At 66.1% G+C, this 24,486-nt stretch carries 14 protein-coding genes and 2 pseudogenes; 5 read left to right on the top strand and 11 right to left on the bottom strand.

Annotated features, from left to right (window positions below):
- Window positions 1-54: 54 nt before the first annotated feature.
- From IF803_RS21255 to IF803_RS21215, 9 genes are all read right to left on the bottom strand, one after another.
- Window positions 55-492, bottom strand: a complete 438-nt coding sequence (locus tag IF803_RS21255) for an SRPBCC family protein (RefSeq protein WP_028338488.1) — start codon at window positions 490-492, stop codon at window positions 55-57.
- 9 nt (window positions 493-501) lie between these two features.
- Window positions 502-3,396, bottom strand: coding sequence for a flotillin family protein (locus IF803_RS21250; protein ID WP_461193356.1), 2,895 nt, complete (start codon window positions 3,394-3,396; stop codon window positions 502-504).
- 24 nt (window positions 3,397-3,420) lie between these two features.
- A complete protein-coding gene (locus tag IF803_RS21245) occupies window positions 3,421-4,254 on the bottom strand; it encodes a phosphoenolpyruvate hydrolase family protein (RefSeq protein WP_028338490.1) in 834 nt (277 codons plus the stop codon).
- Between the two features lie 3 nt (window positions 4,255-4,257).
- Window positions 4,258-6,468 carry a Tm-1-like ATP-binding domain-containing protein gene (locus IF803_RS21240; RefSeq protein ID WP_461193355.1) on the bottom strand — a complete coding sequence of 737 codons (2,211 nt, stop codon included), beginning with the start codon at window positions 6,466-6,468 and terminating at the stop codon, window positions 4,258-4,260.
- Entirely contained in the window at window positions 6,461-7,243 is a 783-nt protein-coding gene (locus tag IF803_RS21235) for an ABC transporter ATP-binding protein (protein ID WP_028338492.1), read from the bottom strand. Before IF803_RS21235 ends, IF803_RS21240 begins: the two co-directional genes overlap by 8 nt.
- Window positions 7,236-8,321 (bottom strand): branched-chain amino acid ABC transporter permease, encoded by a 1,086-nt coding sequence (locus IF803_RS21230; RefSeq protein ID WP_461193354.1) that lies wholly within the window; start codon window positions 8,319-8,321, stop codon window positions 7,236-7,238. The genes IF803_RS21235 and IF803_RS21230 overlap by 8 nt, the downstream gene beginning before the upstream one ends.
- A gap of 3 nt (window positions 8,322-8,324) precedes the next feature.
- Window positions 8,325-9,335 carry a branched-chain amino acid ABC transporter permease gene (locus IF803_RS21225; RefSeq protein WP_461193353.1) on the bottom strand — a complete coding sequence of 337 codons (1,011 nt, stop codon included), beginning with the start codon at window positions 9,333-9,335 and terminating at the stop codon, window positions 8,325-8,327.
- Between the two features lie 120 nt (window positions 9,336-9,455).
- A complete protein-coding gene (locus tag IF803_RS21220; protein ID WP_016847806.1) occupies window positions 9,456-10,274 on the bottom strand; it encodes a helix-turn-helix transcriptional regulator in 819 nt (272 codons plus the stop codon).
- 136 nt (window positions 10,275-10,410) lie between these two features.
- A complete protein-coding gene (locus tag IF803_RS21215) occupies window positions 10,411-11,661 on the bottom strand; it encodes an ABC transporter substrate-binding protein (protein ID WP_028338495.1) in 1,251 nt (416 codons plus the stop codon).
- 718 nt (window positions 11,662-12,379) lie between these two features.
- On the opposite strand from IF803_RS21215, the gene IF803_RS21210 reads away from it, so the two are divergent.
- Both IF803_RS21210 and IF803_RS21205 read left to right on the top strand, forming a co-directional pair.
- Window positions 12,380-14,491 carry an autotransporter assembly complex protein TamA gene (locus tag IF803_RS21210; protein ID WP_461193352.1) on the top strand — a complete coding sequence of 704 codons (2,112 nt, stop codon included), beginning with the start codon at window positions 12,380-12,382 and terminating at the stop codon, window positions 14,489-14,491.
- Window positions 14,492-14,535: 44 nt separating this feature from the next.
- Window positions 14,536-18,840, top strand: coding sequence for a translocation/assembly module TamB domain-containing protein (locus IF803_RS21205; RefSeq protein WP_461193351.1), 4,305 nt, complete (start codon window positions 14,536-14,538; stop codon window positions 18,838-18,840).
- An 18-nt stretch (window positions 18,841-18,858) separates the two neighbouring features.
- On the opposite strand, the pseudogene IF803_RS21200 reads toward IF803_RS21205, so the two are convergent.
- Window positions 18,859-19,443, bottom strand: a pseudogene (locus IF803_RS21200) (SDR family oxidoreductase); the annotation flags it as partial.
- 1 nt (window position 19,444) lies between these two features.
- Here IF803_RS21200 and IF803_RS21195 point away from each other — a divergent pair.
- From IF803_RS21195 to IF803_RS21185, 3 genes and pseudogenes are all read left to right on the top strand, one after another.
- Window positions 19,445-19,607, top strand: a pseudogene (locus tag IF803_RS21195) (LysR family transcriptional regulator); the annotation flags it as partial.
- A 63-nt stretch (window positions 19,608-19,670) separates the two neighbouring features.
- The gene (locus IF803_RS21190; RefSeq protein ID WP_304497002.1) at window positions 19,671-20,291 is read left to right on the top strand and encodes a hypothetical protein; all 621 of its coding nucleotides are present in this window, start codon (window positions 19,671-19,673) and stop codon (window positions 20,289-20,291) included.
- Between the two features lie 215 nt (window positions 20,292-20,506).
- Window positions 20,507-21,280 carry an SDR family NAD(P)-dependent oxidoreductase gene (locus IF803_RS21185; protein ID WP_461193350.1) on the top strand — a complete coding sequence of 258 codons (774 nt, stop codon included), beginning with the start codon at window positions 20,507-20,509 and terminating at the stop codon, window positions 21,278-21,280.
- Window positions 21,281-21,769: 489 nt separating this feature from the next.
- Here IF803_RS21185 and IF803_RS21180 read toward each other — a convergent pair whose 3' ends face one another.
- On the bottom strand, window positions 21,770-24,109 hold the full coding sequence (locus IF803_RS21180; protein ID WP_461193349.1) for a TonB-dependent receptor: 2,340 nt from the start codon (window positions 24,107-24,109) through the stop codon (window positions 21,770-21,772).
- Window positions 24,110-24,486 lie beyond the last annotated feature (377 nt).

Raw genomic sequence — 24,486 nt, 5'->3', positions numbered from 1 at the left:
CCCACAAGGGGAGAGGTGGACCGTCTGCTCGGAGATATCTGATCTATGCATTCGCTATCCCCCGAACGCCCGCTTCAGCGCGTCGAAGCCGCCCTGGAACACGCCGCCGCCGATATTGTTGACGAGCTCCGTCTCGCGCTCCGGCGCGCAGTCGAATTCGGCGGTCCATTCCAGAAAGGTCTGGTCGCCGTCGGTGACCGGCGTGAGCCGCAGTGTCGCGACGTAGTTCTCGACGCCCATCGGCGATTCCAGGATCGAATAGGTGCAGAACATGTCGTAGTCGGACAGCCCGAGCAGCTTCTCGCGGATGCGATCGCCGTTGCGCAGCCGGAAATCCCTGACGCAGCCGATCTTGTCGGAGGGCTCGCCGCCCTCGATCCGGCTCTCGGCGATCGCGGGATGCCAGTTCGGCAGCCCATTGAAATCGCGGACGCGGGCCCAGACCCGGTCGTTGCGGGCGTTGACGACTGTGGAGACGTAAACCCGTGCCATGGCGTCAGCTCAGTCCTTCTTGCGCGGCGTGCGCTCGGGGCGCGCCGGCTCGCCGCCGCCCTCGGGCGCTGCCGGCTTGGCATCGCCACCGCTCTTGCGCGCGGAGTCCTTGATGCCTTGCATGTCTCGAGCTTCGCGGATCAGGCCGGGCATCTTGGCGAGGCTGCCGCCCTCGACGCCGATATCCGACAGGATCGAGTCGATCAGCGGCGCCTGCACGCGGTAGCGCAGCGCCGAGTCGATCACCTCGTCGGTGGCGCTGCGGCCGGTGCCGTTGCCATGGCCATTGCCGTTGAGGCCGTCGACCTGGAGGATGCGGATGCCTTCGATCTTCTCCATCGGCTTGACGCTCTCGCGCACGATGCCCTCGATGCGGTCGAGCAGCTTGCGGCGGAACAGCGAGTAGCGCGCCTGGTCGGTGAGCACGTTCTCGGCCTCGTTGAGCAGACGCTGGGCCTCGGCCTCGACCGCGGCGCGGACGCGTTCGGCTTCCGCGGCGATCCGTGTCTCCTCGGCTTGCTTCTCGGCGAGCAGCACCTCGACCGTCTTGCGCCGCTTCGCAATCTCGCTTTCGCGCGCAGTGACGACGCGCTCGGCGGCTTCGGTCGCGCGGATCCGGGCGTCCTCGGCGGCGGCGCGCGCCGCGGATTCTTCCAGCGATTTCTGATGCAGCGCGATGGCCTTCTCCATCAGCGCGGTCTCGACGTCCTTCTCGCGGTTGACCTCGAGCTTGCGCAGCTCGCGCTCGCGGCCGACGCGGGCCTCGTCGAGGCCACGGTCCGACGCAATCCGTGCGCGCTCGACCTCCTCGCGGGCGACGATCTCGGCTTCCTGCAGCGACTGGTTGCGGGCGACCTCGAGCTGCTCGATCGCACGGCGCCGCTCGATCCGGGCCGCCTCCAGCGCCTGCTCGCGGGAGACGTCGGTGGTGTCGATGTCCTTGCGCGCCACAATTTCGGCCTGCCGGACCTGCCGGTCGGCATCGATCCGCTCGGAGCGCTTGGCGGCGAGCGCGATCACGCGCTCCTCGTCGGCGAGCTCGATCGCCTTCTTCTGGTCGATGTTGAGCACTTCGCGGGTCCTGGAGGAGGCGATCCGCTCACTCTCCAGCGTCAGCTCGACATCGATGCGCTGCCGTTCGATGGCGTCACGGCGCTTCAGCTCGGCGGCCTCGATCGCCTCGGTGCGCGCGATCTCGAGCCCGCGGGTTTCGCGCTCGGCGCGGATGCGCTGCGCGGCGACCGACTTCTCCTGCGAGATCCGCGCCGCCTCGATCGCCTCGCGGGAGGCGATATCGGCTTCCTCGATCGCGCGAGTGCGCGCGATCTCAAGCGCCCGGACGTGCTCTTCCTGGGCGATCCGCGACGCTTCGGTGGCTTCGCGGGCACTGATCCCGGCGATCTCGACCGCCTGGTTGCGCTCGATCTCGAGCTTGCGCGTGGTGTGGTCGGCGGCGATGCGCTCGGCGGCCAGCATCTTCTCGCGCGCGATGCGGGCGGCCTCGACCGCCTTCTGCGCCTCGATCTCGGCTTCCTGGATGGTGCGGACCTGCTGGATCTCTAGCGCGCGGGTGCGCTCGTCGGACGAGATGCGCTCGACATTGACCGTCATGGTCTGGGCGATGCGCGCCTTCTCGGTAGCCTCGCGCGCGGCGATCTCGGCCTCGTCGACCGCGCGGGTGCGCTCGATCTCGCGGCGGCGGGTCTCTTCCTCATTGGCGATGCGGGCATCGGTGACGACGCGGTCCTGCTGGATCCGGGCCTTCTCGATCGCCTCGCGAGCGGCGATCTCGGCCTCCTCGACGGTCCGCATCCGCTCGATCTCGCGCTGGCGCACCTCGCGCTCGGAGGCGATGCGGGTGGTGTCGACCGAACGCTGGTTGGCGATCCTGACCTTCTCGATCTCCTCGCGGGCCAGCAGCTCCTTTTCCTCGACCGCGCGGGTCCGCTCGATCTCCTTGTGCCGGGTCTCGCGCTCCGAGGCGATTCGGGCCTCGGTGATCGCCTGCTCGTTGGCGATCCGCGCTTTCTCGATGGCTTCGCGCGCCGCAATCTGAGCCTGCTCCGACTCAGTCTCGCGCAAGGCGCGCTCACGGGCGACCTCGGTGCGCTGCAGGGCGCGGCGCATCTCGATGTCGCGTTCCTGCTCGAGACGGGCGGTCTCGCTCTCGCGCTCGATCTCCAGCGCCTGGCGCTCGGCCTCGAGATTGCGGGAGCGGATCTTGATCATCGAGTCCTGCTCGATGTCGTTGCGCAGCTTGCGCTTGGCCTCGATGTCCTCCATCAGCCGGGTCAAGCCTTCGGCGTCGAAGCGGTTCGAGGGATTGAAATATTCGAGGTCGGTCTGGTCGAGATCGGTGATAGCGACCGACTCGAGCTCAAGGCCGTTCTGCGCCAGCGCTTCGGCGGCATTGGCCTTGACGCGGGCGACATAATCGCCGCGCTGCTCGTGCATCTGCTCCATCGTCATCTCGGAGGCGACCGAGCGGATCGCGGAGATGAACTTGCCGGAGAGCAGGGTGTGCAGCTGCTGCGGCTCCATGGTGCGGCGGCCGAGCGTGGCGGCGGCGATCGAGACCGCCTCGCGGGTCGGCTGGACCCGGACGTAGAAATCCGCCTCGATGTCGACGCGCATCCGGTCGCGGGTGATCACGGCGTCCTGCCTGGAGCGCACGATCCCCATCGGCAGCACGTTCATGTTGACCGGCGTGTAGTCGTGGATGAAGGGCAGCACGAAGGCGCCGCCATTGATCACCACGCGTTCGCCGAGAAAACCGGTGCGGACGAAGGAAACCTCCTTCGACGAGCGGTGATACAGCCAGTTCACGACATAGACGATGATGACGATCGCGACGATTGCGACGATGAGCCAGAGGATCAATTCACCGACCAGCATCCCCGACATCTCTTCCTCCCTTGGTCACGGCGGCTAGCGCGCGCCGATCGCCTTGAATTTGCGAACCTGATCCGTCAGCGCCCGCTCGACCGGCAGGCGCTCCATCGAGGACGCGCCATAGAAGCCGTGGCAGTTGCGGGTCTGCTTCATGATGAAATCGGCATCGGCGGGGTCCGCGATCGGACCGCCATGCGCGAGCACGATGATGTTCGAATTGACGCTGAGCGCGGCCTCGGCCCAGGCCTCGATGCGGGCAGGGCAGTCGGCGAGCTTTGGCGCGGTCTGCGCGCCGATCGTGCCGCCAGTGGTCAGGCCCATATGGCAGACGATGATGTCGGCGCCGGCGATCGCCATCGCGGCGGCTTCCTGCTCGCTGAACACATAGGGCGTGGTCAGCATGTTCTTCTCATGCGCCTTCGCGATCATGTCGATCTCGAGCGCATAGGACATTCCGGTCTCTTCGAGATTGGCGCGGAAGGTGCCGTCGATCAGGCCGACGGTCGGGAAGTTCTGCACGCCGGCAAAGCCGAGCGCCTTGAGCTGGTCGAGGAACACATCCATGTCGCGGAACGGATCGGTGCCGTTCACGCCGGCGAGCACCGGCGTCTTGGTCACGACCGGCAGCACCTCGCCGGCCATCTCGACGACGATCGCGTTGGCATCGCCATAGGGCATCAGGCCGGCGAGCGAGCCGCGGCCGGCCATGCGGTAGCGGCCGGAATTGTAGATCACGATCAGGTCGACGCCGCCGGCCTCCTCGCATTTCGCCGACAGTCCCGTGCCGGCGCCGCCGCCGACGATCGGCTCGCCGCGTGCGATCATGGCGTGAAACTTCTTCAACAGCGCCGTGCGTTCAAACCTGGCCATGGGTCACCTCGCCACTCTCCGCCGACCACCGGCACGTCCGAGCAAGGGGCGGAACGCGCTGACGATGGCGGCGGTGAACTCGGGATCGTTGATGTTGCGCTTGATGCGGATGATCTGCCGGTTGCCGGTCTGACGCACGGTGCGCTCCAGCGCGCGGAACAACGCCGCATCGGCCTCCGGGTCCCAGAACGGCTGGCCGGGTGCATCGAGCGCGGAGACGCCGCCTTCGGCCAGGAAGAAGCGCACCGGCCCGTCCATCTGGTTGAGCCGTTCGCCAATCCAGCGGCCCATGCGCTCGTTCTCTTCCGGCGTGGTCCGCATCAAGGTGACCTGCGGATTGTGGATGTGGAATTTGCGCTGCCGATAGCGCTCCGGGATCGTGTCGGGTGCGCCGAAGTTCACCATGTCGAGCGCGCCGACCGAGCCGACATAGGGCACGCGGCTGCGGATGATTGCGCCGAAGCGATCCTCGGTCGCCGGGAACACGCCGCCCATCAGGAGGTCGCAGACCTCGGTCGTGGTGAGGTCGATCACGCCGGCGAGTTGGCCGGACTCGACGAGCTTCTCCATCGAGCGGCCGCCGACGCCGGTGGCGTGGAAGACGAGGCACTCGAAATCCTCGCGCAGGTCGGCCGCGATCTTCTGCACGGCCGGCGTGGTGACGCCGAACATGGTGATGCCGATCGCCGGAAGGCTCGCGCCTGCATCGCGCTGCTTGCCGGCCTGCTCATCGAGCCGCGCCTTGACCATGCCGACCAGCGCATGGGCGCCGTTGCCGAGCACCGTGCGCGAAATCGAGTTGAGACCCTGCACGTCGGTCACCGAATACATCATGGTGATGTCGGCGGGACCGACATAAGGACCGACGTCGCCGGACGCGACCGAGGAGACAATCAGCTTCGGCACGCCGACCGGCAGCGCGCGCATGCCCGGCGCAACCAGCGACGCGCCGCCGGAGCCGCCCGCGGAGATGATCCCGGCGATATTGCCCTGGCGGCGCAGCCATCGCTCGAAGGCGTCCGCCATCGCCGTCACCGAGGCGCCGCGATCGGCGCCGAACACGCCGGAGCCGCCGCGGCTGTGGTTCAGTGCGATCTCCTGCGCAGTGACGTCGCAGCTCGCCGCCTTGCCGCTGGTCGAGACGTCGACCAGTCGCGTGCGCAGGCCGCTGCCGGCGATGATATCGCGGATGAAGCGCAGCTCGGCACCCTTGGTGTCGAGCGTGCCGACGATGAGGACGACCGGTGGCCCGGACGTTGGGGAGGCCGTCGGTTCGCGTCGCTGGCGCGTTGCCTCCTCGAGCCGCGCGACTCCGGCGGATTGCGTCCGCGCGGCGGCCTCGATGCGGGCGATCGGCACCGGTTGCGACCAGCGGGTCGGCAGCACCGGATTGGAGACGTAGATGCGGGTCGGCCCCTTGCGTTCCGGTTGCGGGGCACCGGCCGTTTCAGCCCTCGCCGGCGCTGGCTCGGCGTCGGTCTCATCGGCACCATGGGTGCCGACACCAAGCAACCGCTGCTGCAGCTCGCGGTCGGTCGCAAGGCGCGCGGAATCGATGATGCGGTTGATGCGGCCATTGACCATGATGGCGACGTTGCGCGACACCGCCGACGCCACGCCGATGTTCTGCTCGATGACCAGGACGGAGATGTCGCCCTCGTCGCCGAGGCGCAGCAGCATGTCCTCGACCTGGGCGACGATCACGGGCGCGAGGCCTTCGGTTGGCTCGTCCATGATCAAGAGATGCGGATTGGTCAGCAGCGCGCGCGCGATCGCGAGCATCTGCTGCTCGCCGCCGGACAGCTGGTTGCCGCCATTGTTCTTGCGCTCGGCGAGGCGCGGGAAGGTGTCGTAGATTCGCTCGATGGTCCAGGCGCCGCGCCGCAGGCCGCCGGCAAGCGCCAGGTGCTCGTCGACGGTCAGCGATCGCCACAGGCGGCGGCCCTGCGGAACATAGCCGACGCCGAGCCGGGCGATCCGCGCCGGATTGAGCCGCGTGACCTCCTCGCCGCGGATCTGGATCGAGCCGCCGCTGGCACGCACCAGGCCCATGATCGCCTTGCACAGCGTGGTCTTGCCCATGCCGTTGCGGCCGACCACCGAGAACACGCCGGACTCGAGCGTGAGATCGACGCCCTGCAGCGCATGCGAATGGCCGTAATAGACGTCGAGGCCTTTCACCTCGAGCGCGGGCACGGCGCGGCGGTCATTCATGGCCGCCTCCGAGATAAAGCTCCTGCACTTCGGGATCGGATTCGATCTCGCGCGGCAGGCCTTCCTTGAAGATGCGACCGTTGTGCATCATCGTCACGCTCTCGACGACGCGCAGCGCGACGTCCATGTCGTGCTCGATGATGATGTAGCCGATATGCGCCGGCAGCGAGGTCAGGATCTCGATCAGCTCGCGCCGCTCGGTCGGCGACAGTCCGGCCGCCGGCTCGTCGAACAGGATGAAGCGCGGCGCGCCGGCGAGCGCCAGCGCGATCTCGAGCTGGCGCTGCTGGCCATGCGCGAGCTCGGCGACGCGCTGGTCCTTCACGTTCGCGAGGTGTACGGCCTGGACCAGCGTTTCGGTCGCGTGCATCAGCGCATCGTTCTGCCCCGGGCGCAGGAACGAGAACCGGCCGCGCGAGACGCCGCGGCAAGCGAGGTAGACGTTGTCCTGCACGGTCAGGCCGGGGAACAGTGCCGAGATCTGGTAGGTGCGGCGTAAGCCCCGGCGGATCCGCTCGTAGGGAGGGAATTGGGTGATGTCCTCGCCGAAGAAGCGGATCGTGCCGGAGGAGGGCGGGAAGTCGCCGGTGATGCAGTTGAACAGCGTCGTCTTGCCGGCGCCGTTCGAGCCGAGCACCGCGCGTCTTTCACCGGGCCGCACCGTGATGGTGACGTCGGTCAGCGCGGCCAGCGCGCCGAACAGCCGCGTCACGCCGCGCAGCTCGAGCGCCGCGCCGGCGCCGACCACGGACAGCCGCTGCGCGACGCTATCCATGGCGTCCTCCGCCTGAACGTTGCGTCGAGGATGTGTTGCGCCGCTGCCAGCGTTCCCAGAGGCCGATCACGCCGTCGGACGACCAGAACACGATGGCGAGGAAGCCGAGCCCGATCAGCAGCCGGAAGCGGTTGCCGTCGAGGCCGAACTTGATCAGCACGTCGAGCGCGAAGGTCCGCAGCAGCACGAAGATCAGCGCGCCGATGAAGGGTCCGATCGGCCGCGTGATGCCGCCGACCACGGCGATGATCAGGACGTCGATGCAGGCGCCGACGCTGACCGAGCCGGGCGAGATCTGCCGGTAGTTCCAGACCTGCAGCACGCCGCCGAGCGCGGCGATGAAGGCCGCGAAGGCGTAGGCCGCGATGCGATGCGCATTGGGGTTGAAGCCGAGCGCCGACATGCGGCGGGAATTGTCGCGGACACCCTGCAGTGCGAGGCCGAACGGCGCGCGCGAGACATACTGGACGGCGAAGTAGCAGATCGCGGCGACGCCGAGCGTGACATAGTAGAAGGCGATATCGGCGCGCCAGTCGACGCCCCAAAAATGCGGCGTCGCGACGGTGTTGATGCCGGTATGGCCGTTGAAGATCGCCCAGTTCTGGTTGGTGAAGTAGTAGAACGCCGCGCCGATCGCGAGCGTAATCATGATGGTGTAGATGCCCTCGGTGCGCACCGCGAGCGCGCCGCCGAGCGTGCCGAACAGCGTCGCCAGCGCCAGCGCCATCGGGGTTGCCAGCCACCACGGCCAGCCGAGGCTGATATTGGCGTTGCCGCTCATGCCGAACACCGCGACCATGTAGCCGGCGAAGCCCGCGATGGTGAGCTGCATCAGGCTGACCATGCCGCCATAGCCGGCCAGGAACATCAGGCTGAGCGCGATGATGCCGAGGATCAGCGTGGTGGCGAAGATCTCGATCAGGAAGAAGCCGTTGGCGATCAGCGGCATGATCACGAGGATCAGCGCGACCAGCCAGGCCGCAGGATTCTGGAATTCCGGCCAGGCACGGACAAAGGCGCGTCGGGTCGCGTTGGCGGATGGATCGGGACGGAACTGGGTGCTCTGGAGCAGCGACATCGGTCATCGCCTCGCCAGCAGGCCCTGCGGCCGCAGCGCCAGCACCAGCACCATGATCAGGAAGGTGACGACGATGGCGTAGGTCGGGATGTAGACCGAGCCGAGCTGCTCGGCGAGGCCGATGATGACGGCGCCGAGCGCCGCTCCCGGGATCGAGCCCATGCCGCCGACGATCACGACCACGAGGGAAGCGAGCAGGAACCGCGTATCCTCGCCCGGCGACAGCGACTGGAAGGTGCCGCCGACCACGCCGGCAATGCCGGCAAGACCCGCGCCGAGCGCGAACACCAGCACGAACACCAGCTGGATCCGCACCCCGGTCGCGGCCAGGATGTCGCGGTCGTCGACGCCGGCACGCACGATCATGCCGATCCGCGTGCGGTTGAGCGCCAGCCACATCGCGATCCCGATCACGACGGAGGCCGCGAAGATCACCAGCCGCACCAGCGGGTATTGCAGATAGACCGGCTCGCCCGATGATTTGATCGCGGTCAGCAGCGGCAGTTGGATCGGGCCGATCAGCCAGCTCGGGGTCTGGATCTGGTAGAAGTCGCCGCCGAACACCCAGAGCATCAGGTCGGCGAACACGATCGAGAGCCCGATCGTTACCATGGTCTGCCTGAGGTCCTGACCCTCCATGCGCCGGAACACCACGAGTTGCAGGATCACGCCGACCAGTGCCACCGCGATGAAGGCGACGATGAAGCTGAGGAGCCACGACCCGGTCCAGCTGCTGATCGCGTAGCCGACATAGCCGCCGAACAGATAGAGCGAGCCGTGCGCGAGGTTGACGTTGCGCATCAGGCCGAAGATCAGCGTGAAGCCGCTCGCCACGAGGAAATACAGCCCGCCGAGCGTGATGCCGTTCAGCACCGCGTTGAGGAACACGCGCTTGCGGCCGATCGCGGCCTCCAGCCCCGGCGGCCAGATGGCGAACACCAGCCACGCGAGCACCGCGACCGCGATGATCACGATCAGCGCCCAGGCCGGATGGCGTTCGATGAACCTGGCCATCTCCGTCGCGTTCCCTCAGTGGTCGCGACCGTCTGCCGGGCCGCGTGTCCGGTATCCTACCGAGGGCGAGAGCGTCGGATTTGATCGACAGTATCTTTTATCGTGTGCGCTGGAACTCCTTCACGGCCGCAACACCTTGGCGGCGCGGCGATAGTCGGTCGGCGCCATGCCGACATTGGCCGCGAAGAAGCGGGTGAAGCCGCTCTGCGAGGAGAAGCCGAGGTCGAAGCCGATATCGGCGATCGGCGTCTCGGTCGCCACCAGCGCATCGAGCGCCTGCTCCATGATCAGCGTGTTCATGTAGAGGTGAGGGGTGACGCCGGTCTGGGTGCGGAACAGCCGGTAGAAATGCGGCCGCGACAGCCCGGCCTCGCGCGCGATCGCATCGAGCTCGATCTCGGCGCCGGGGCTTTCCGACATCAGCTTGATTGATTTGCGCACCCGAAAATCGGTCACCGCGGCCGCCGCGCGCGCGTCCTGCGCCGCCTGCCAGCTCTCCTCGTAGCAGGAATCGATCAGCTGCCGGAGCTCGCAATCGAGGCTGCGCAGCGACGGCGCGCCGCACACCAGTGCTGCGGTGCGGCGGATCAGCCGGTCGAGCGCTTCGGTGCGCGGAAAGAAGGTGCGGCCGAACCGCAGGCCCTGTGCCGTCGCGGGCTGCGGCGCGAACCATTCGGCGTTGACATAGAGCACGAAGAAGATCGCGCCGTGGTCCATGTCGGTCGGCAGAAAATTGTGCGGTTCCCACGGGTTGACCGCGACCACGGTATCGTCCTTGAGCAGCAGCCGTTGCTCGGAGACGTCGATCTGCGCCGGCGTTCCGCCGACATGAAAGATCAGATGCCCTTCGCGGTGCGCATGCACGTTGAAGGGACGGTTCAACTGATAGACCGTCGCGCGACCGAACCGGCCGTGGAAGACGGCAAGCGCCCTGCTCATGCCTCCCCTCCCGCGGGATGTTCTTGTCTTTTCGACAAGCGTTCAACATCCGCCCGCGGAAAGCAAGGGCGAGCAGGGCACATCATGCAACCGCTGGCCCCGTCACGGCCGCCGTGCCTGCACTGCAACAAATACGTCAGTACTTCTTGCACTCCGGGACCGTGCGGCTCGGCAGGCCGATCTTGGCGAACACCGCCGGATCGTAGCCCAGCGTCTGGTTGACGTTCGGGATCACCTTGACGACCTTGCTGAACAGCGCGCCCTTGCCGTCATCGACCACCTCGGTGACGAAGTTGGTGCCGATCGCCTGGCGGTTGGAATCGAGCTTGATCTTGCCGTTCGGCGCGTCGATCTCGATCTTCGCCAGCGCGTCCTTGAGCTTGGCCTGGTTGTTGGAGAGATCGCCATTGACCTGGCGCAGCGCCAGGATCAGCGCCATCGTCGAGCCGTAATAGTTGGTCGCGAGCAGCGACGGGCTCGGGAAGCGTTTGGCCGGCGGGAAGGCATCCTGATAGGCCTTCACGAATTTCTGCCAGCCCGGATCCTCCCAGGTATCGGCCTGACCGCTCGCGGCGATGGTGCCGATCAACGCGTTCTTGGCGTTACCCTTCGACGACAGGATGGTCTGGTCGATCATGATCGAGCCGCCCATCAGATGCGCCTTGCCGCCGGCCTGCTGATACTGGTTGAGGAAGTTGACGGCATCGGCGCCTCCGAGGCCGAGATAGATCGCGTCGACATCGTCAGGCAGCGCGGCGATCACCGAGGCAAAGTCCTTGGTGCCGAGCGGCACCCATTGCCGGTTGGTGACCTGGCCGCCGGCGCCGCAGAACTCGAGCACCAGGCCAAACACCTGGGTGTAGATGAAGGAGTAGTCCTCGCCGACGGTCGCGATCTTGCGATAGCCCTTGGTCTCGTAGGCGTATTTGCCGAGGCCGACCTGCCACTGCGCGCCGTCCATGTTGTAGCGGAAGAAGTTCGGCGCCGGATCGACATAGGTCGTCTCCTGCGCGCCGGAGGCGGCGTTGACGAAGGTCAGCTCCGGATGGGTCTTGGCGAAGTTCTTGACCGCGATGCCTTCGTCGCCGGACAGCGGCGACAGCAGGATCTGCACCTTGTCCTGCTCGATCAGCTTGCGCACCGCGCGCACCGCGGAGTCGGGCGTCGCGTCGGTCGAGGCGACGACAAATTCGAGCTCCTTGTCGCCGATCTTCTTGCCGAGCACGTTGAGCGCCGTCTGGTGACCGCGCATGCCGTCCTCGCCGAGCACCGTGTAGGTGCCCTCGAGCGTCGCGGTGACGCCGACCTTGATCTTCTCCTGAGCGAACGCCGTGCCCGAAAGCAACAGGCTGCTCAACGCTATCAGTCCCAAACTGCCTTTCAACATCGCGCTCCTCCCTCTGTGTTGTCGCCGGCGTCCACTTGGCGTGCGAAGGCTGATGGGCGTCCGGTTGTTGCCGGCAAAGCTAGCCGAAGGCGGGCGCGGCGCGGATGTCGTCAGCGCGGGGTGGCTTAACGGGCAGTCTCATTTTGATTGTTGCGCCGCAGCGCGGCTCGCGGCGCAATGCCGCGGAGCTGCAACCGGGGAAGAGAGTGAGGCGATTGATATGTTGATGTCGTCCCTGCCTAGTGCGCGATTGCGCACGGGAGCAGGGATGATGTGATTTGTTCTCGTTCAGTACGCGCCGCCCTTGGCACTGTCATCCCGAGGCTCGCTCCGCTCGCACCTCAGGATCACGGTGATGGAGTTGGTCCGCGCGTCCCCTCCACCCGTCGTCCCTGCGAAAGCAGGGACCCATAACCACAGGGTTGTGTTGTTGAAGGGTGCTGCGGCCCCAGCGTCGCGCAACTGCTGTCATTTGTGGTTATGGGTCCCGGGTCAAAGCCCGGGACGACACTGAATGTGTGGCTCGATTTGCGGGTCATACATCCGCTGGGTCATACCTTCGCATTCTCGCGACATGAATGTTCGCAAGATGTGGTTGCCGGAACCGATGGTGGCGCGCATCGGAGATTGGATAACTGCGACGAACATCGAGGTTCCCTTGCCTTTGCCAAACATTGTCCATCATGAGTCTATCAACTTCGCGTGTGGTGCCTGTTGAATGCGGAGACAGGGGATCGCCGGAACCCGAGGTGCACGGACTCGGGTCGTGTCAACAGGCAGGCGGAGCGGAACAATCAAGCAAATCGTGGTGCGACGATGCCTGCCGTCCTTGCCGGGGCGGGCAAGGCGAAGGTATTTCATCGCTGCAGCGCGACGCGTTCTGCGTTCGGCGTGCGTCGCTGTCGTCGGTTGCTCGCTGTGCGAGCAGGCTCACGCGCTCGATTTCTTTGGTCTGTTCGGTTCCGATGATCCGCCGCCCGTCAGCGCCACGACGCTGTCGTATCGGTTTGAGATCGAAGCCAAGACGCCGGAGGGCAAGAACGATAGCGATGCCGAACAGGCATTGCGCGATGCCGCCGGCACCTATCGCCTTCGACAGGAACCGCCGCCGGACGGGGAAGGTCTCGCGCGCCGGCTGCAGGCGGATATCAATCCGCTGCTCGATGCCCTTTGGGGGCTTGGCCGCTACAACGCCCAGATCGATGTGACGATAGATGGAGTTCCAATCTCCCTCGACGAGACTGGGCTTGCCGCGGCGGCGCGTCGGGCCGACAGCTTTCGCAATCGGACCGTTGTGCCCGTCAAGGTGATCGCGCGACTTGGTCCGTTGTTCAAGCTGCGCGCCGTTGATGTAGACTATCCGCGCGACCAAGCGCCGCAGGGATTGCCGCGCCGCGCGTTTGCACTGAAGTCCGGCGATCCCGCGATCTCTGCCGACCTGCGCGCCGCGCAGGTGAAACTCGTCGACTGGTTCCGCAGCAACGGACATCCGCTCGCGAAGGTCGCCGACGTCAAGGCCACCGTCGATCATGCCGCCGCCGCGATGGACTTTCGGTTGCGGATCGAAGCGGGCCCCAAGGCCGGCATCGGCGCCGTGACGATCTCGGGCGGAGATGTCGATCCGCGAGTGGTGGCCACGCACGTCTACCTGAGGGAAGGCGAGCCGTACTCGCCAGAGCGGCTTGCCTTGGCGAAAACCTCGATCGCAAAGATCCCGGCCATCGGGGGTATTCGCGTCCGCGAAGCCGACAAGCTCGATGCCAATGGCAACCTGCCGGTCTTCATCGATTTGACGGAAAGGCCCAGGCACGCGGTGGGCCTCTCGGCAAAATATTCCACCGTCGATGGTCCCGGCATTGCTGGCTACTACGAGGATCGGAACATATTCGGCGGCGGCGAGCGCCTGAGGCTCGAAGCGTCCGCCTCGCTCCTGCAACGGATCGACGGCACGTCCTTCACCGGCTTCAATAATCTGAGCGGCTCGGATTTCGGCGCACGGTTTACCGGCACCTTCATCAAGCCAGGCTTGTTCGGTACGGCCAACGATCTTCTGATCGAGGCCACTGCGTTCCGCGAGCGTGTCGGCAACAACGACCTTGGCGGTTACACTGACGACACGGTGCGCGGCACGTTCGGCGTGATCCATCGCTTTTCGGAGGCGGCTTCGCTGCAGGCCGGTCTCCAGGTCGAGAAATCGAAATCGCAGGACGTGCTGGGGCGGGTCGATGCGACATTGATCGGCTTCACGGCGACGGGCCGCTACGACACGACAGACAATCCGCTCGACCCGACGCGCGGTGTGCGCCTCTCGGCGACAGTCAATGCCTATCCGAAGCTGATGGGTTCCACGATCGATCTGTTCGAAGCGCGGGTTGCGGGCTCGGCCTACTATGCGCTCGACGAGCAGGCCGACTACGTTCTGGCGGGTCGGTTGGCCGCAGGCTCGCTTGCGGGCGCGCCGCTCGACCAGATTCCGGATGCACATCGATTCTTCGCCGGCGGCGGCGGATCCGTGCGCGGTTACGGCTTCAACACCATTTCCCCGATGATGTTCGGTCAAATCACCGGTGGTCGCGGCCTGATCGAGGGCTCCGCCGAGGTGCGGGTCAGGATCACGCCCACCATCGGTCTCGTGCCATTCTTCGACTTTGGCACCGCCTCCCGATCGTCCCTGCCGGGCTTCGACGACTATGTGGGCTACGGCGCGGGACTCGGCTTGCGTTATCTCACGCCAGTCGGCCCGATCCGCCTTGACGTTGCGACACCGCTGAATCCTCGCCCCGGCGACAGCCGTTACGCGATCTATGTCAGCATTGGGCAGGCCTTCTGATGCGCATCCGACGGCTGTTCATAATCGGTTCCGCCGTCGCGGCCATGAGCCTCATCGCTGCCGCGGTGCTCGGTGCCGTTCTCTACGGAATGGCGGGCGGGAACGGCGAGAACCAGCAGGATGTGCTGGCCAGTCTTGTCTCGCGGACGCTCTCGACGCCGGCGACCCAGGTCCATGTCGGCGCCGTCGATGGTGTGCTGTCCTCGGATGCCACGGTCCGCGACGTTAGCATCACCGACAAGGACGGCGTCTGGCTGACGCTCGACAAGGCGCGCCTCGTCTGGCGACGCAGCGCACTGTTGCTGGGGCGGCTGGAAATCGACCGTCTCGAGATCGGCACGCTTGAGATCAGGCGAAAACCGCTTCCGTCCGACCAGCCGGCCGCCGAGTCCGATCAGCCGATCCTGCCCGACCTTCCGGTGAAGGTGCAGGTGAAGGCTTTCGACCTGCGGGCCCTGACGCTGGGACAGTCGATTCTGGGTGAAGCCTTGAGTGTCGCGGCGACCGGCAATACCGAGCTCGGCTCGCCCTCGGAAGGGCTCGTCTTCAACCTTGATGCCACCCGCAAGGATTTCCCGGGCCACTTCAAGGCTGCTCTCGCCTACGTTCCGCAGGGAAATGCGCTTACCCTCGACGTCACGCTCGACGAGCCGGCCCACGGACTTATGTCGAAGCTCGGCCATCTGCCGGGCGAGCCGCCCGTCACATTCGCATTGGGCGGCAAGGGCACGCTCGACAGCTTTCGTGGTGCCCTGAAGTTGCAGGCCGGCCCCACGATCGATGCGACCGGCTCGATTACGCTTGACCGAAACGGGGCGGGCCGAGTGCTCGCAACGCGCCTTGCCAGCCATCTCGAACCGTTGTTGCCGGCGATCGCCGCGCCGGTCTTCGCCGGTGAAACCAATCTCGACAGCACGACGCATTTTGGTGACGACGGCAGCGTCGCCCTGGACGGGCTGACGCTTACGAGCCGTCTCGCGCTGCTCGATGCGAAAGGTCTGCTCGGAGCCGACAAGGTCGTGGATTTCGCGGCTTCCATCCGCGCCTTGCCAAGCAACGGCGACGTGACCGAGACTGACCAAGGCTCGATCCGCAGCCTCGTCTTCGACAGCCGCGTCAACGGCCCAATCAAGGCTCCCACAGCATCGGTCAAGCTCGCGCTGTCCGGTGCTCATCTGCCGGACGGAGACGTCGAGACGCTTGATGCTTCGATCACGGCCGTTCCTCGTGCCGAGGCCGGCGATCCCGCAACGCGCATCATCCTTGACGCGAACCTGCGCGCTTCCGGCATCGCGCCGCGCGACACGAGTTTGGCGGCCGCGATCGGCAACACCGCGTCGCTCGTGCTCCACGGCGATACGGACCTCGGCGGCCGCGCCAGGATCGAGCGTCTCGAGATCGGCACATCAACGGTTCAGGCAACTTATACAGGTGATGTCAGCGCCGGTCACCTGAATGGCCGGGCAACCGGAACGGTGCCCGACCTCGGCGCCTTTGCCGACCTTGCCGGGCTGAAGCTTGCGGGTTCGGTGGCGTTCGGCCTCGACCTCGACACGGATTTCCAGCGTGGCAGCTTTGATATCAGGATGTCAGGTGCCGGCGAGAAGCTTGCGACGGGACTTGCGGCGCTCGACGGGCTCGCGGGGGCGCGGCTCGCACTCGCAGCCGACATCTCTGGCGATGGCCGCGACACTTACACGGTCCGCGGCGCGTCGATCGATGGTGCCCATGTTGCGATTCGCGCCAAAGGAACAGTGACGCGCGACTCGAGCGACCTGTCGGCGCGTGTGGACCTGCCGGATCTCTCGGCGGCCGATGCGCGCCTCACCGGTGCGGGAGCTCTCGACGTCGGCCTGACCGGCGGGCTCACGCATCCCGGCGTTTCGTTCGCGGCCTCGGTGGATCGCGCCACCGCCATGCGGCGCCCGATTCCGCATCTGGCGCTCGCCGCGACGGTCAACGACATCAATGGAGTCTGTGCTGTCGAGGCCAGGCTCGACGGCTCCGTCGACGGCAAGCCGGCGCGCGGGATTGTTCAGGTGAGCCGTCGATCGTCGGGGCCCGACGATCGCGCAGCTCCCGCCTTTGCCGGATGGCACGCAAAGACCATCGACATCGCGATCGGGTCGGTATCCCTGAAGGGGGCAGCAACGATCGACGCACAGAGATTCGCCAGCGGGCAGATTCGCTTCGCAGCCGGGGCGCTCGCCGACCTCTCGCCGCTTGCCCTCACAGAGCTCGCCGGTTCGGCCTCACTCGACCTTGCCGCTTCGGCCGATGGCGGCCAGCAGTCGGTCCGGCTTGCCGGCAAGGGTGCCGGAATCCGTGCCGCGGGTGCGGCCGTCCGCAGTTTCGATCTGCGCGCCGATGGCGCCGATCTCTACAGCCATCCGGTGCTCAATGCTGATGCGCAGGTCAACGGTGTCGAGTTCGGCGGTCAGACGGTCTCCAACGTCACGCTAGCGGCCACGGGCAATGCCGATGCGAGCACGATCGGCCTGTCCGCCAAGGCTGCCGGATTCGATCTCGATGCCGCGGGTGCACTGACCACCAGGGAGCGGGTGCGGTTCGATCTCAACCGCTTCACCGCGCGGCGTGGCGCCAAAGCGATTGCGCTGCAGGGCCCCGCGGGCTTCACGCTCGACGATGGCACGGTGCTGATCGAGCATCTGGCGCTCGCGATTGGACGTGGCCGCTTCACGGTGGACGGCAAAGCCGGCCAAGTGCTCGACCTCAAGGCCGTGGCCAACGCGATCCCGCTCGGCGAAGCCGATGTCGCGATACCCGGTTTGGGCCTGAGCGGGACCCTCGACGCGTCAGCCGCGATTGCGGGCTCCATGAGCGCGCCGATCGGCCAGTACAAGGTCGCGGTCAGGCAGCTCACCGCGCCGCAGACCAGAAGCGCCGGCCTGCCGCCGATCGACGTTGCCGCGGACGGACGACTCGATGGCAGCCGCGCGAGCCTGAACACCACAATTGCCGCGGGAAGAGCCGGCGCGATCACGGCGTCGGGCACGGTGCCGCTCGACGCGACGGGTCCGATCGCGCTGACCGCGAAGGGCCGCCTCGATGCCGCCATCGCCAATGCCACGCTTTCCGCTTCCGGCCGGACCGTATCCGGCAGCGTCGCGCTCGATGCCCGTGTCGGCGGCACGCGCACCAGACCTCAGATCGGCGGTGTCGCCACCATGAGCGGGGGTACCTTCCGCGACAGCATGCTCGGCACACGCCTCGATGCCGTCGAAGCGAAAATCACCGCCGAAGGAGAGCGCATCGTCGTGGAGCGCCTGGCCGCGGTGACGCCCAACGGCGGCACCTTGTCCGGCTCCGGTCAGGTACGGGTCGCCCCGGATGCAGGCTTTCCAGGCACGGTCTCGATTCGCGGTCAGCAGGCGACGCTTGCCTCCAGCGCGCTGGCGACCGCGCAGGCCAATCTCGCCATTGACGTCACAGGCGCCCTGGCACGCGATCCGCGGATCGTCGGTCGCGTCGACCTGACCCGCGTCAACGTCGATATTCCGGATCGCCTGCCGTCGACGCTGAAGCCGATCGAGGGCATCAACCATGTGAACGCCTCGGGACAGGCCGCTGCGCGGCTCGCAGCTGCGCGCAAGGCCGAGACGCCGAAAGGCAACAAGAAGCGCACGGCGCTCTTCAACGCCGCGCTCGACGTGACAGTTTCGGCGCCGAACCACGTCTTCATCCATGGCCGCGGGGTAACCGCGGAACTCGGCGGCTCCGTTCATGTCGGCGGCACGAGCAACGCGCCGGTTCCGAAGGGTGCCTTCTCGCTCTATCAGGGCAAGCTGGTGGTGCTCGGAAAGACGCTGACCTTCACCAAAGGCAATCTCTCCTTCAATGGCGACCTCGCGCCCGAGCTCGATTTCGCGGCAGAGATACAGGCCTCCGACATCACCGCGCAGGTCGGAATCTCGGGCCCGGCGGCCGCGCCGGTCTTCGCCTTCCATTCGCAGCCCGAGTTGCCGCAGGACGAGATCCTGTCGCGCATTCTCTTTCAGAAAGCTTCGGGCAGCCTGACGACCTCGCAGGCCGTGCAGCTCGCGGGCGCCGCAGCTCAGTTCGCCAGCGGTGGCGAGGGAACGGTGGACCGCATGCGCCGCTCGCTCGGGGTCGACAATCTGGACGTCGGCGCCGGCGCGGGTGGTCCGATGGTCGGCGCCTCGCGCGCGATCGGCGACAGGCTGAGCGTAGGCGTGCGGACGGGCGCGAGCGCCAGCCAGTCAGGAGTGTCGGCCAATGTCGACGTGACGCGCCATATCCGCGTCGAGTCGGATGTCGATGCGAAGGGCTCGACATCCGTCGGAGTCGGCACGCGATTCGAATGGTAAGGCGACCGAGATCGCGCCTCACTTCGTGGTGTAGCCGCCGTTGACCAAGATGGTCTGGCCGGTCATCCACCAGCCGTCCGACACCAGCAGGCGGATCCACGGCACGATGTCCTTGATGTCGGTGAGCCCGGTCCTGGAGAAGCCCGACAGCGCCGCCGCCGATTTGTGGTAGGCGACCGCGTCCGCGCCTTCGGCCGGATAGAAGAACGGCGTGTCCATCGGACCCGGGCCGATCGCGGTGACCGAGATGCCGCGCGCGCCGAACTCCTTCGATGCCGCACGGGTGAAGTGCTCGACCGGCGCCTTGGTGCCGGCATAGGCCGCATAGAACGGCGTGTAGGCGCCGAGCAGCGAGGTCACCAGCGTGCAGATCTTGCCGTTGTCGTTGACGCGGCGGCCGGCCTCCTTGAGGAAGAAGAACGCGGACTTGGCGTTGACCGCGCTCATCGCGTCATATTCGGCCTCCGAGATCTCGACCATCGGCTCCTTCAGCACCTTGCCGACGGTGTTGATCGCGATGTCGGGACGGCCGATCGCGGCGACCGCGTCGGTGAACAGCTTTTCCATCGCGCCTGATGTCGTGAGGTTGGCCTGGAAGGCGACCTACGACGTGAAGCGGCATATCGTCGAGCTGATGCCGCGGCACCGCGCCGCCGATGCCGATGACCTTGCTCTATCCGCACCGTCAGCACCTGTCGCGGCGGCTGCAGATGTTTGCCGACTGGCTGACGGATTTGCTGAAGCAGAAGCTGCTCGCGGCGGATTAGGGGCGCAGGCTGGCGTTCCCGGTCGGTGGGACGTATAATCCCGGCGCTCGTGACGGTAACCTGATGACCACTTTGGTAAGTAAACTCGGCCTCGCAATCGCAGGGTTGGCGCTGTGCCTGAGCGGCCAGCAGGCCAGTGCCCAGGCCGGCCCGGTGCGCTACTGGACGCCGGGCTCGCTGTTCGGCTTCGGCGGCAGTCTTGCCGACGGCCAGAAGGCGGATACCTACGGAAACTTTCCGAGCTTTGACGCCGCCGGCGCGCAAGGCGGCGACTTCTCATACCTGAACGGCCGGCCCGACGGCTGGTTCGCCGGCAGCGAAGGCGGTCGCGTCGGCTGGAACGCGCTCGGCCAATCGGCGGCATTCGGCTCGCTGGAATATCAGGGCGCGCAGTTCGGCTACAATTTCAGGGGCGTCGGCAATACGCCCGTGACCTTCTTCGCCGGCTTCGACACCCTGAAATACAATCCGCCCGGGGCCGGCGGACCGCTGGCGCCGTTCAGCGGCAATCCCGGCGTCAACGCCGGCTATTCGGCGCGCGCGGGCCTCGAGTTCCGGCCGACTTCGAATCTCAGCCTGTCATTCGGCGCGAGCTTTACCCAGCAGGGGGCGGAGCGCATGGACAGCGACATCCATTCGCAGCTGCTGCCCGGCCAGTCTCCGGTCCTGTTCGGCGGCCGCTAAAGCGCGATGAGAATCGTCATCGCGCTTTAGCTCTTTGTTTGAGCATGATCTCCGCGCAAACGCGTCCCGCGTTTGTCGCGAGGGAAAACCGCTACGCACTTTTCCGGATCATGCTTTAGCGCGTCAGCGCAAGACCGCGGCGCTGCGGTCCTGATTCAACCAGAACGTCAGAACCAAAGAAGGCTCGAAGTCACGGGCACAGTCAGGATCGAAACATGGACATGCAGGGCAAGATCGCACTCGTCACCGCCGCAGCGTCGGGCGCCGGCCGCGCCGGGGCGCGCATCCTCGCGCGCGAGGGCGCGGCGGTCGCGGTGGTCGACCAGAACGAGGCTGGCGCCAAGGCGGTGGTCGACGAGATCAAAAAGGGCGGTGGGCGCGCGCTGGCGCTGGCCGGCGATCTGCGCGACGACGGCTTCGCGCGCGATATCGTCGCTGCGACGGTGAAGGAATTCGGCGCGCTCGACTGCGTGTGGAATCATCTCGGCATTCCCGGTCCGTCCGTGATCGACGATCTGGAAGGCTGGGATCTCAGCGTCGATCTCAATCTGCGCTCGCAGCTGATCACCACCAACGCGGCGCTCGGCCAGATGACCGCGCGGCGCCAGGGCAGCATCCTGTTCACCGCATCGACCTCGGGCCTGGTCGGCTCGCCGTGGAGCCCGACCTATTCCGCGGCCAAGGCCGGCGTGATTGGGCTGGCGCGCGCGCTCGCCAAGCGCCACGCCAAGGACGGCGTCCGCGTCAATGCGATCTGCCCCGGTGCGATCGACACGCCGATGCTGCGGGTGTTCGTCAACCGGCCGGACCAGGCGGGCCACAACGAGGCCGATGCGGAGGAACTGATCAAGGCCGCGGTCACCCGCAATCCGATGGGCCGCGCGGCGCGTCCCGAGGAGATCGCGGAGGTCGCGGTATTCCTGCTGTCGGACAAGGCGTCGTTCGTCACCGGCATCGCGATGCCGGTCGACGGCGGGACGGTGGCGTAAGGCGCTGATGAACTGAGGCCTAGCCGGATGCGATAGCCTGCCATCGCAGGGACGCACTGCCAAAATATCGAAAACAACCCCATGCAAAGTAGCCGACGGCCGCCGGCGGACACGGCAACTTGACTCGTCGGGCAAATCAGTGGCATTCTTCCATTATTCAGAAATCGTGCAGACGCCCCTCGCCACGGGCTATCGCCCTGCGCTTGCGGGGGGAGGTCGCATCACATACGGGAAAAACCCTGGCGCGTTACTTCCCTGTGGCCATCCTTCGAGACGCCCGCCGTTGGCGGGCTCCTCAGGATGACGTCTTGTTTCGCAGCTAAACTGTAAACCCTCATGGTGAGGAGCGCCGCTTGCGGCGCGTCTCGAACCACGAGGCCAAGCCGCTGCGCGGCCGGCGAAGACGCACATGCGTTTGCTCTACCCGCAAGCGGGAGAGATGCCGCCAGTTCGCGTCGCTGGGCCGCTTCAACCTGACTTCTTCGCACTTCAGAACTTCGCCCTGATGCCCGCATAGGCGGCGAGCGGCATGCCGGGGATGAAGGTGCGCGGATCGGTCAGCTGGGCCATCAGGTTGGGCGCAGCCCCGGCGCTGGCAAAACCGCCGGTCTCGTAGAACGCGCCGCCGAGATAATAATGCTGGTTGAAGACGTTGTTGATCAGGCCGAACACCTCGATATTCGGCGTGATCTTGTAGGAGGTGTGCAGGTTCACGACCGCGTAGGCCGGGACCTTCTGGCTCTGGTTGGTGTCGTCGCCGACGAGCCACTGGCTGCCGACCACGTTGACGTCGGCGCCGATCTTCCATGCGTCGGTGGCGAGGTACTCGACACCGGCCTTGAAGCGGTGCGCCGGAATGCCCGGGATATGGTCGCCCGGCTTGACGTTGATGAACCGGACGTCATCGTTGTTCGGGTCGGTCAGGGCGTTCGGGTTGTCGGGAGCCGGCAACGTATTTGCGCTTCGATAGGTGGCATCGATGAAGGTGTAGTTGGCATAGGCGTTCCAGCGATTGACGCGGTAATCGAGCTTGGCTTCGATGCCCTGCCGCAGGGTCTGCCCCGCATTCTGGAAATAGCCGAAATTGCCTGTGCCGATCGGGCTCTGCACCCGGATGATGTCGTCGTCGGACAGAGTGTGGAACGCGCCGAGGCCCCAGCTCAGCATGCCGGTCCTGGCGTCGTTGCCCCAAGTGCCGCGGAAGCCGGCCTCGACGGTGTGCGACACCACCTGCTTGAGCGGCGGATCTGACACCAGGAAGGAATCGATGACGCAGGGGCGGGCCGGATCGGAGCAGCCGAGCTCGAGCGGCGTCGGCGCGCGGTTGGCCTCTGAATAGCCGGCATAAAAGGTGAGGTTCGGCGTGATCTTGTAGGTGCCGCCGATCACCGGGTTGAGGCGCTGGAATCGGTTACTGCTGTTGAGCTGGTCATTTGTCCCGGTCTGGTCCTGCAGATCGATCTGGGCATAGTTGAATCGCCCACCAGCAGTGACCGAGAACCTGTTCGTCACGTCGAAGGTATCGGTGAGATAGACGCCGGTGTAGGTGTTGGTGGCGCGCAGGTCGACCGGCGCGAGACCGGCATCGGGCTGGTTGATGAAGATGCCGGTGCCGGTCACGAACAGGTTGTTCGGATCGATCGTTCCGAGCTCGCTGGTCGCCGTGAATTTCGTGTTGCCGTGGTCGACGCTGACGCCCATCACGACGTGGTTGTCGTGCCCGAACAGCTTGTCCGAGTTGGTCAGCTGGGCCGTGCCGCCGAAGCTGTTGGTCGCGGCCCGGTTGCGGTCGACTTCGCCAAGGAAGGCGTTGCCAAGCGTGTTCGGAACCGAGGGACCTCCGGCCGGACCGAAAATCGGCAGGTCGTCGCCGATGCACAAACTGTCTCCCCCGTCGCAGGCATGCACGTCGGTGCCGTTGCCGTCGACATGGCTCTGCCGGAAGCCGCGGAAATAGGCATTGCCCTGGAAGGACCAGGTGTCGGAGAAATTGTGGTTCAGCGTCGCGTTGACGAAGGCGAGCTGAAGCAGCGTCGTCTGCGGCCAGGTGTAGACGCTCGACCAGCGCTGATTGAGCATCTGCACCGGCGTTGCCGCGACATTGCCGAGCAGGTTGCTGGCGCCGGTGAAATTGACGTGAAATTCGGTGTCGTCGTTGCGTGCGCCAACATCCACATACATGCGGTTGATGTGCGACGAATTGGCGTAGTCGCGCCAGCCGCGATCATACGCGGATTCGAACGCAGCGTAGGCGGAGATGTTGTCCCTCTGGCCGCCAGCCTGCACGCTGCCCTGCACGCGCCCGTAAGAGCCGCCGAACAATTCGGCCTCGGAGCCCTGATAGGTAAAACCGTTCTTCATCTGGATGCTCAACGCGCCGCCGATCGCGTTGAGGCCGAACACCGGGTTGTTGGGAAACAGCGCAACGCTGTCGATGGCCTTTTCCGGGATGAAATCCCAGTTGACCACGTCGCCCCAGGATTCGTTGATGCGCACGCCGTTCTGATAGACCGCGATGCCCTGCGGCGTGCCCTGGACCGGCGAGGCGGTAAAGCCGCGGTAGTCGAGATTGCGCTGGAACGGATTGCCGGTCTGGTCGCCGAGCGTGACGCCGGGCAGCTTGCGGTTCACAGCATCGAGGAAGTTGGTCGAGTAGTTGTGGCTGAAATCCTGCGTCGTCATCACCGCGGTGTTGGACGGGACCTTGTCGCGATCAATCAGGGTGGAGTCGCGGTCGGAGGGGCCGGGTGCAGCGGTGCCGACATCGGGTCCCGCTGCCGGAGCAACAGGTCCGGTTCGGGTTCGCGCGGTTCGCGTGGTCCGAACCACCGGCCGTGCCGCGGGCCTTGCGCTGCGGGTGCCGGCCAGAGGTGTGGGCGCAATCACGTTGACGGGCGGCAGTTCAGTGGGGGCCGGATCGGCCGTCTGAGCATGCAGGACAGTCGATGGCAGTGCAGAGCCAATAACAGCCAGCACGGCCGCAGCGCCGCGCGTATAGACCGAAGAAGACAAAAAACGTGTTGCCGTACGCAACAACGCACCAGCCATGACGCCCACCCCTAAGTCGCGGTTCGGCTTTTATCCCCGACGAACCTGGCTCGGAGACTGCGGGAGCGGCGTGGCTTTGGCAAACAAGATCAATCCCGGGGGACCGGGATTCTTTTCCATCTGGAATCGGGAAAAATTCCCGATTCCATCCCTCGCGG

The sequence above is a fragment of the Bradyrhizobium sp. UFLA06-06 genome, assembly GCF_054820065.1.
The sequence above is the reverse complement of the archived record's forward strand: the minus strand, read 5'-3'. Positions and strand labels throughout refer to the sequence as shown.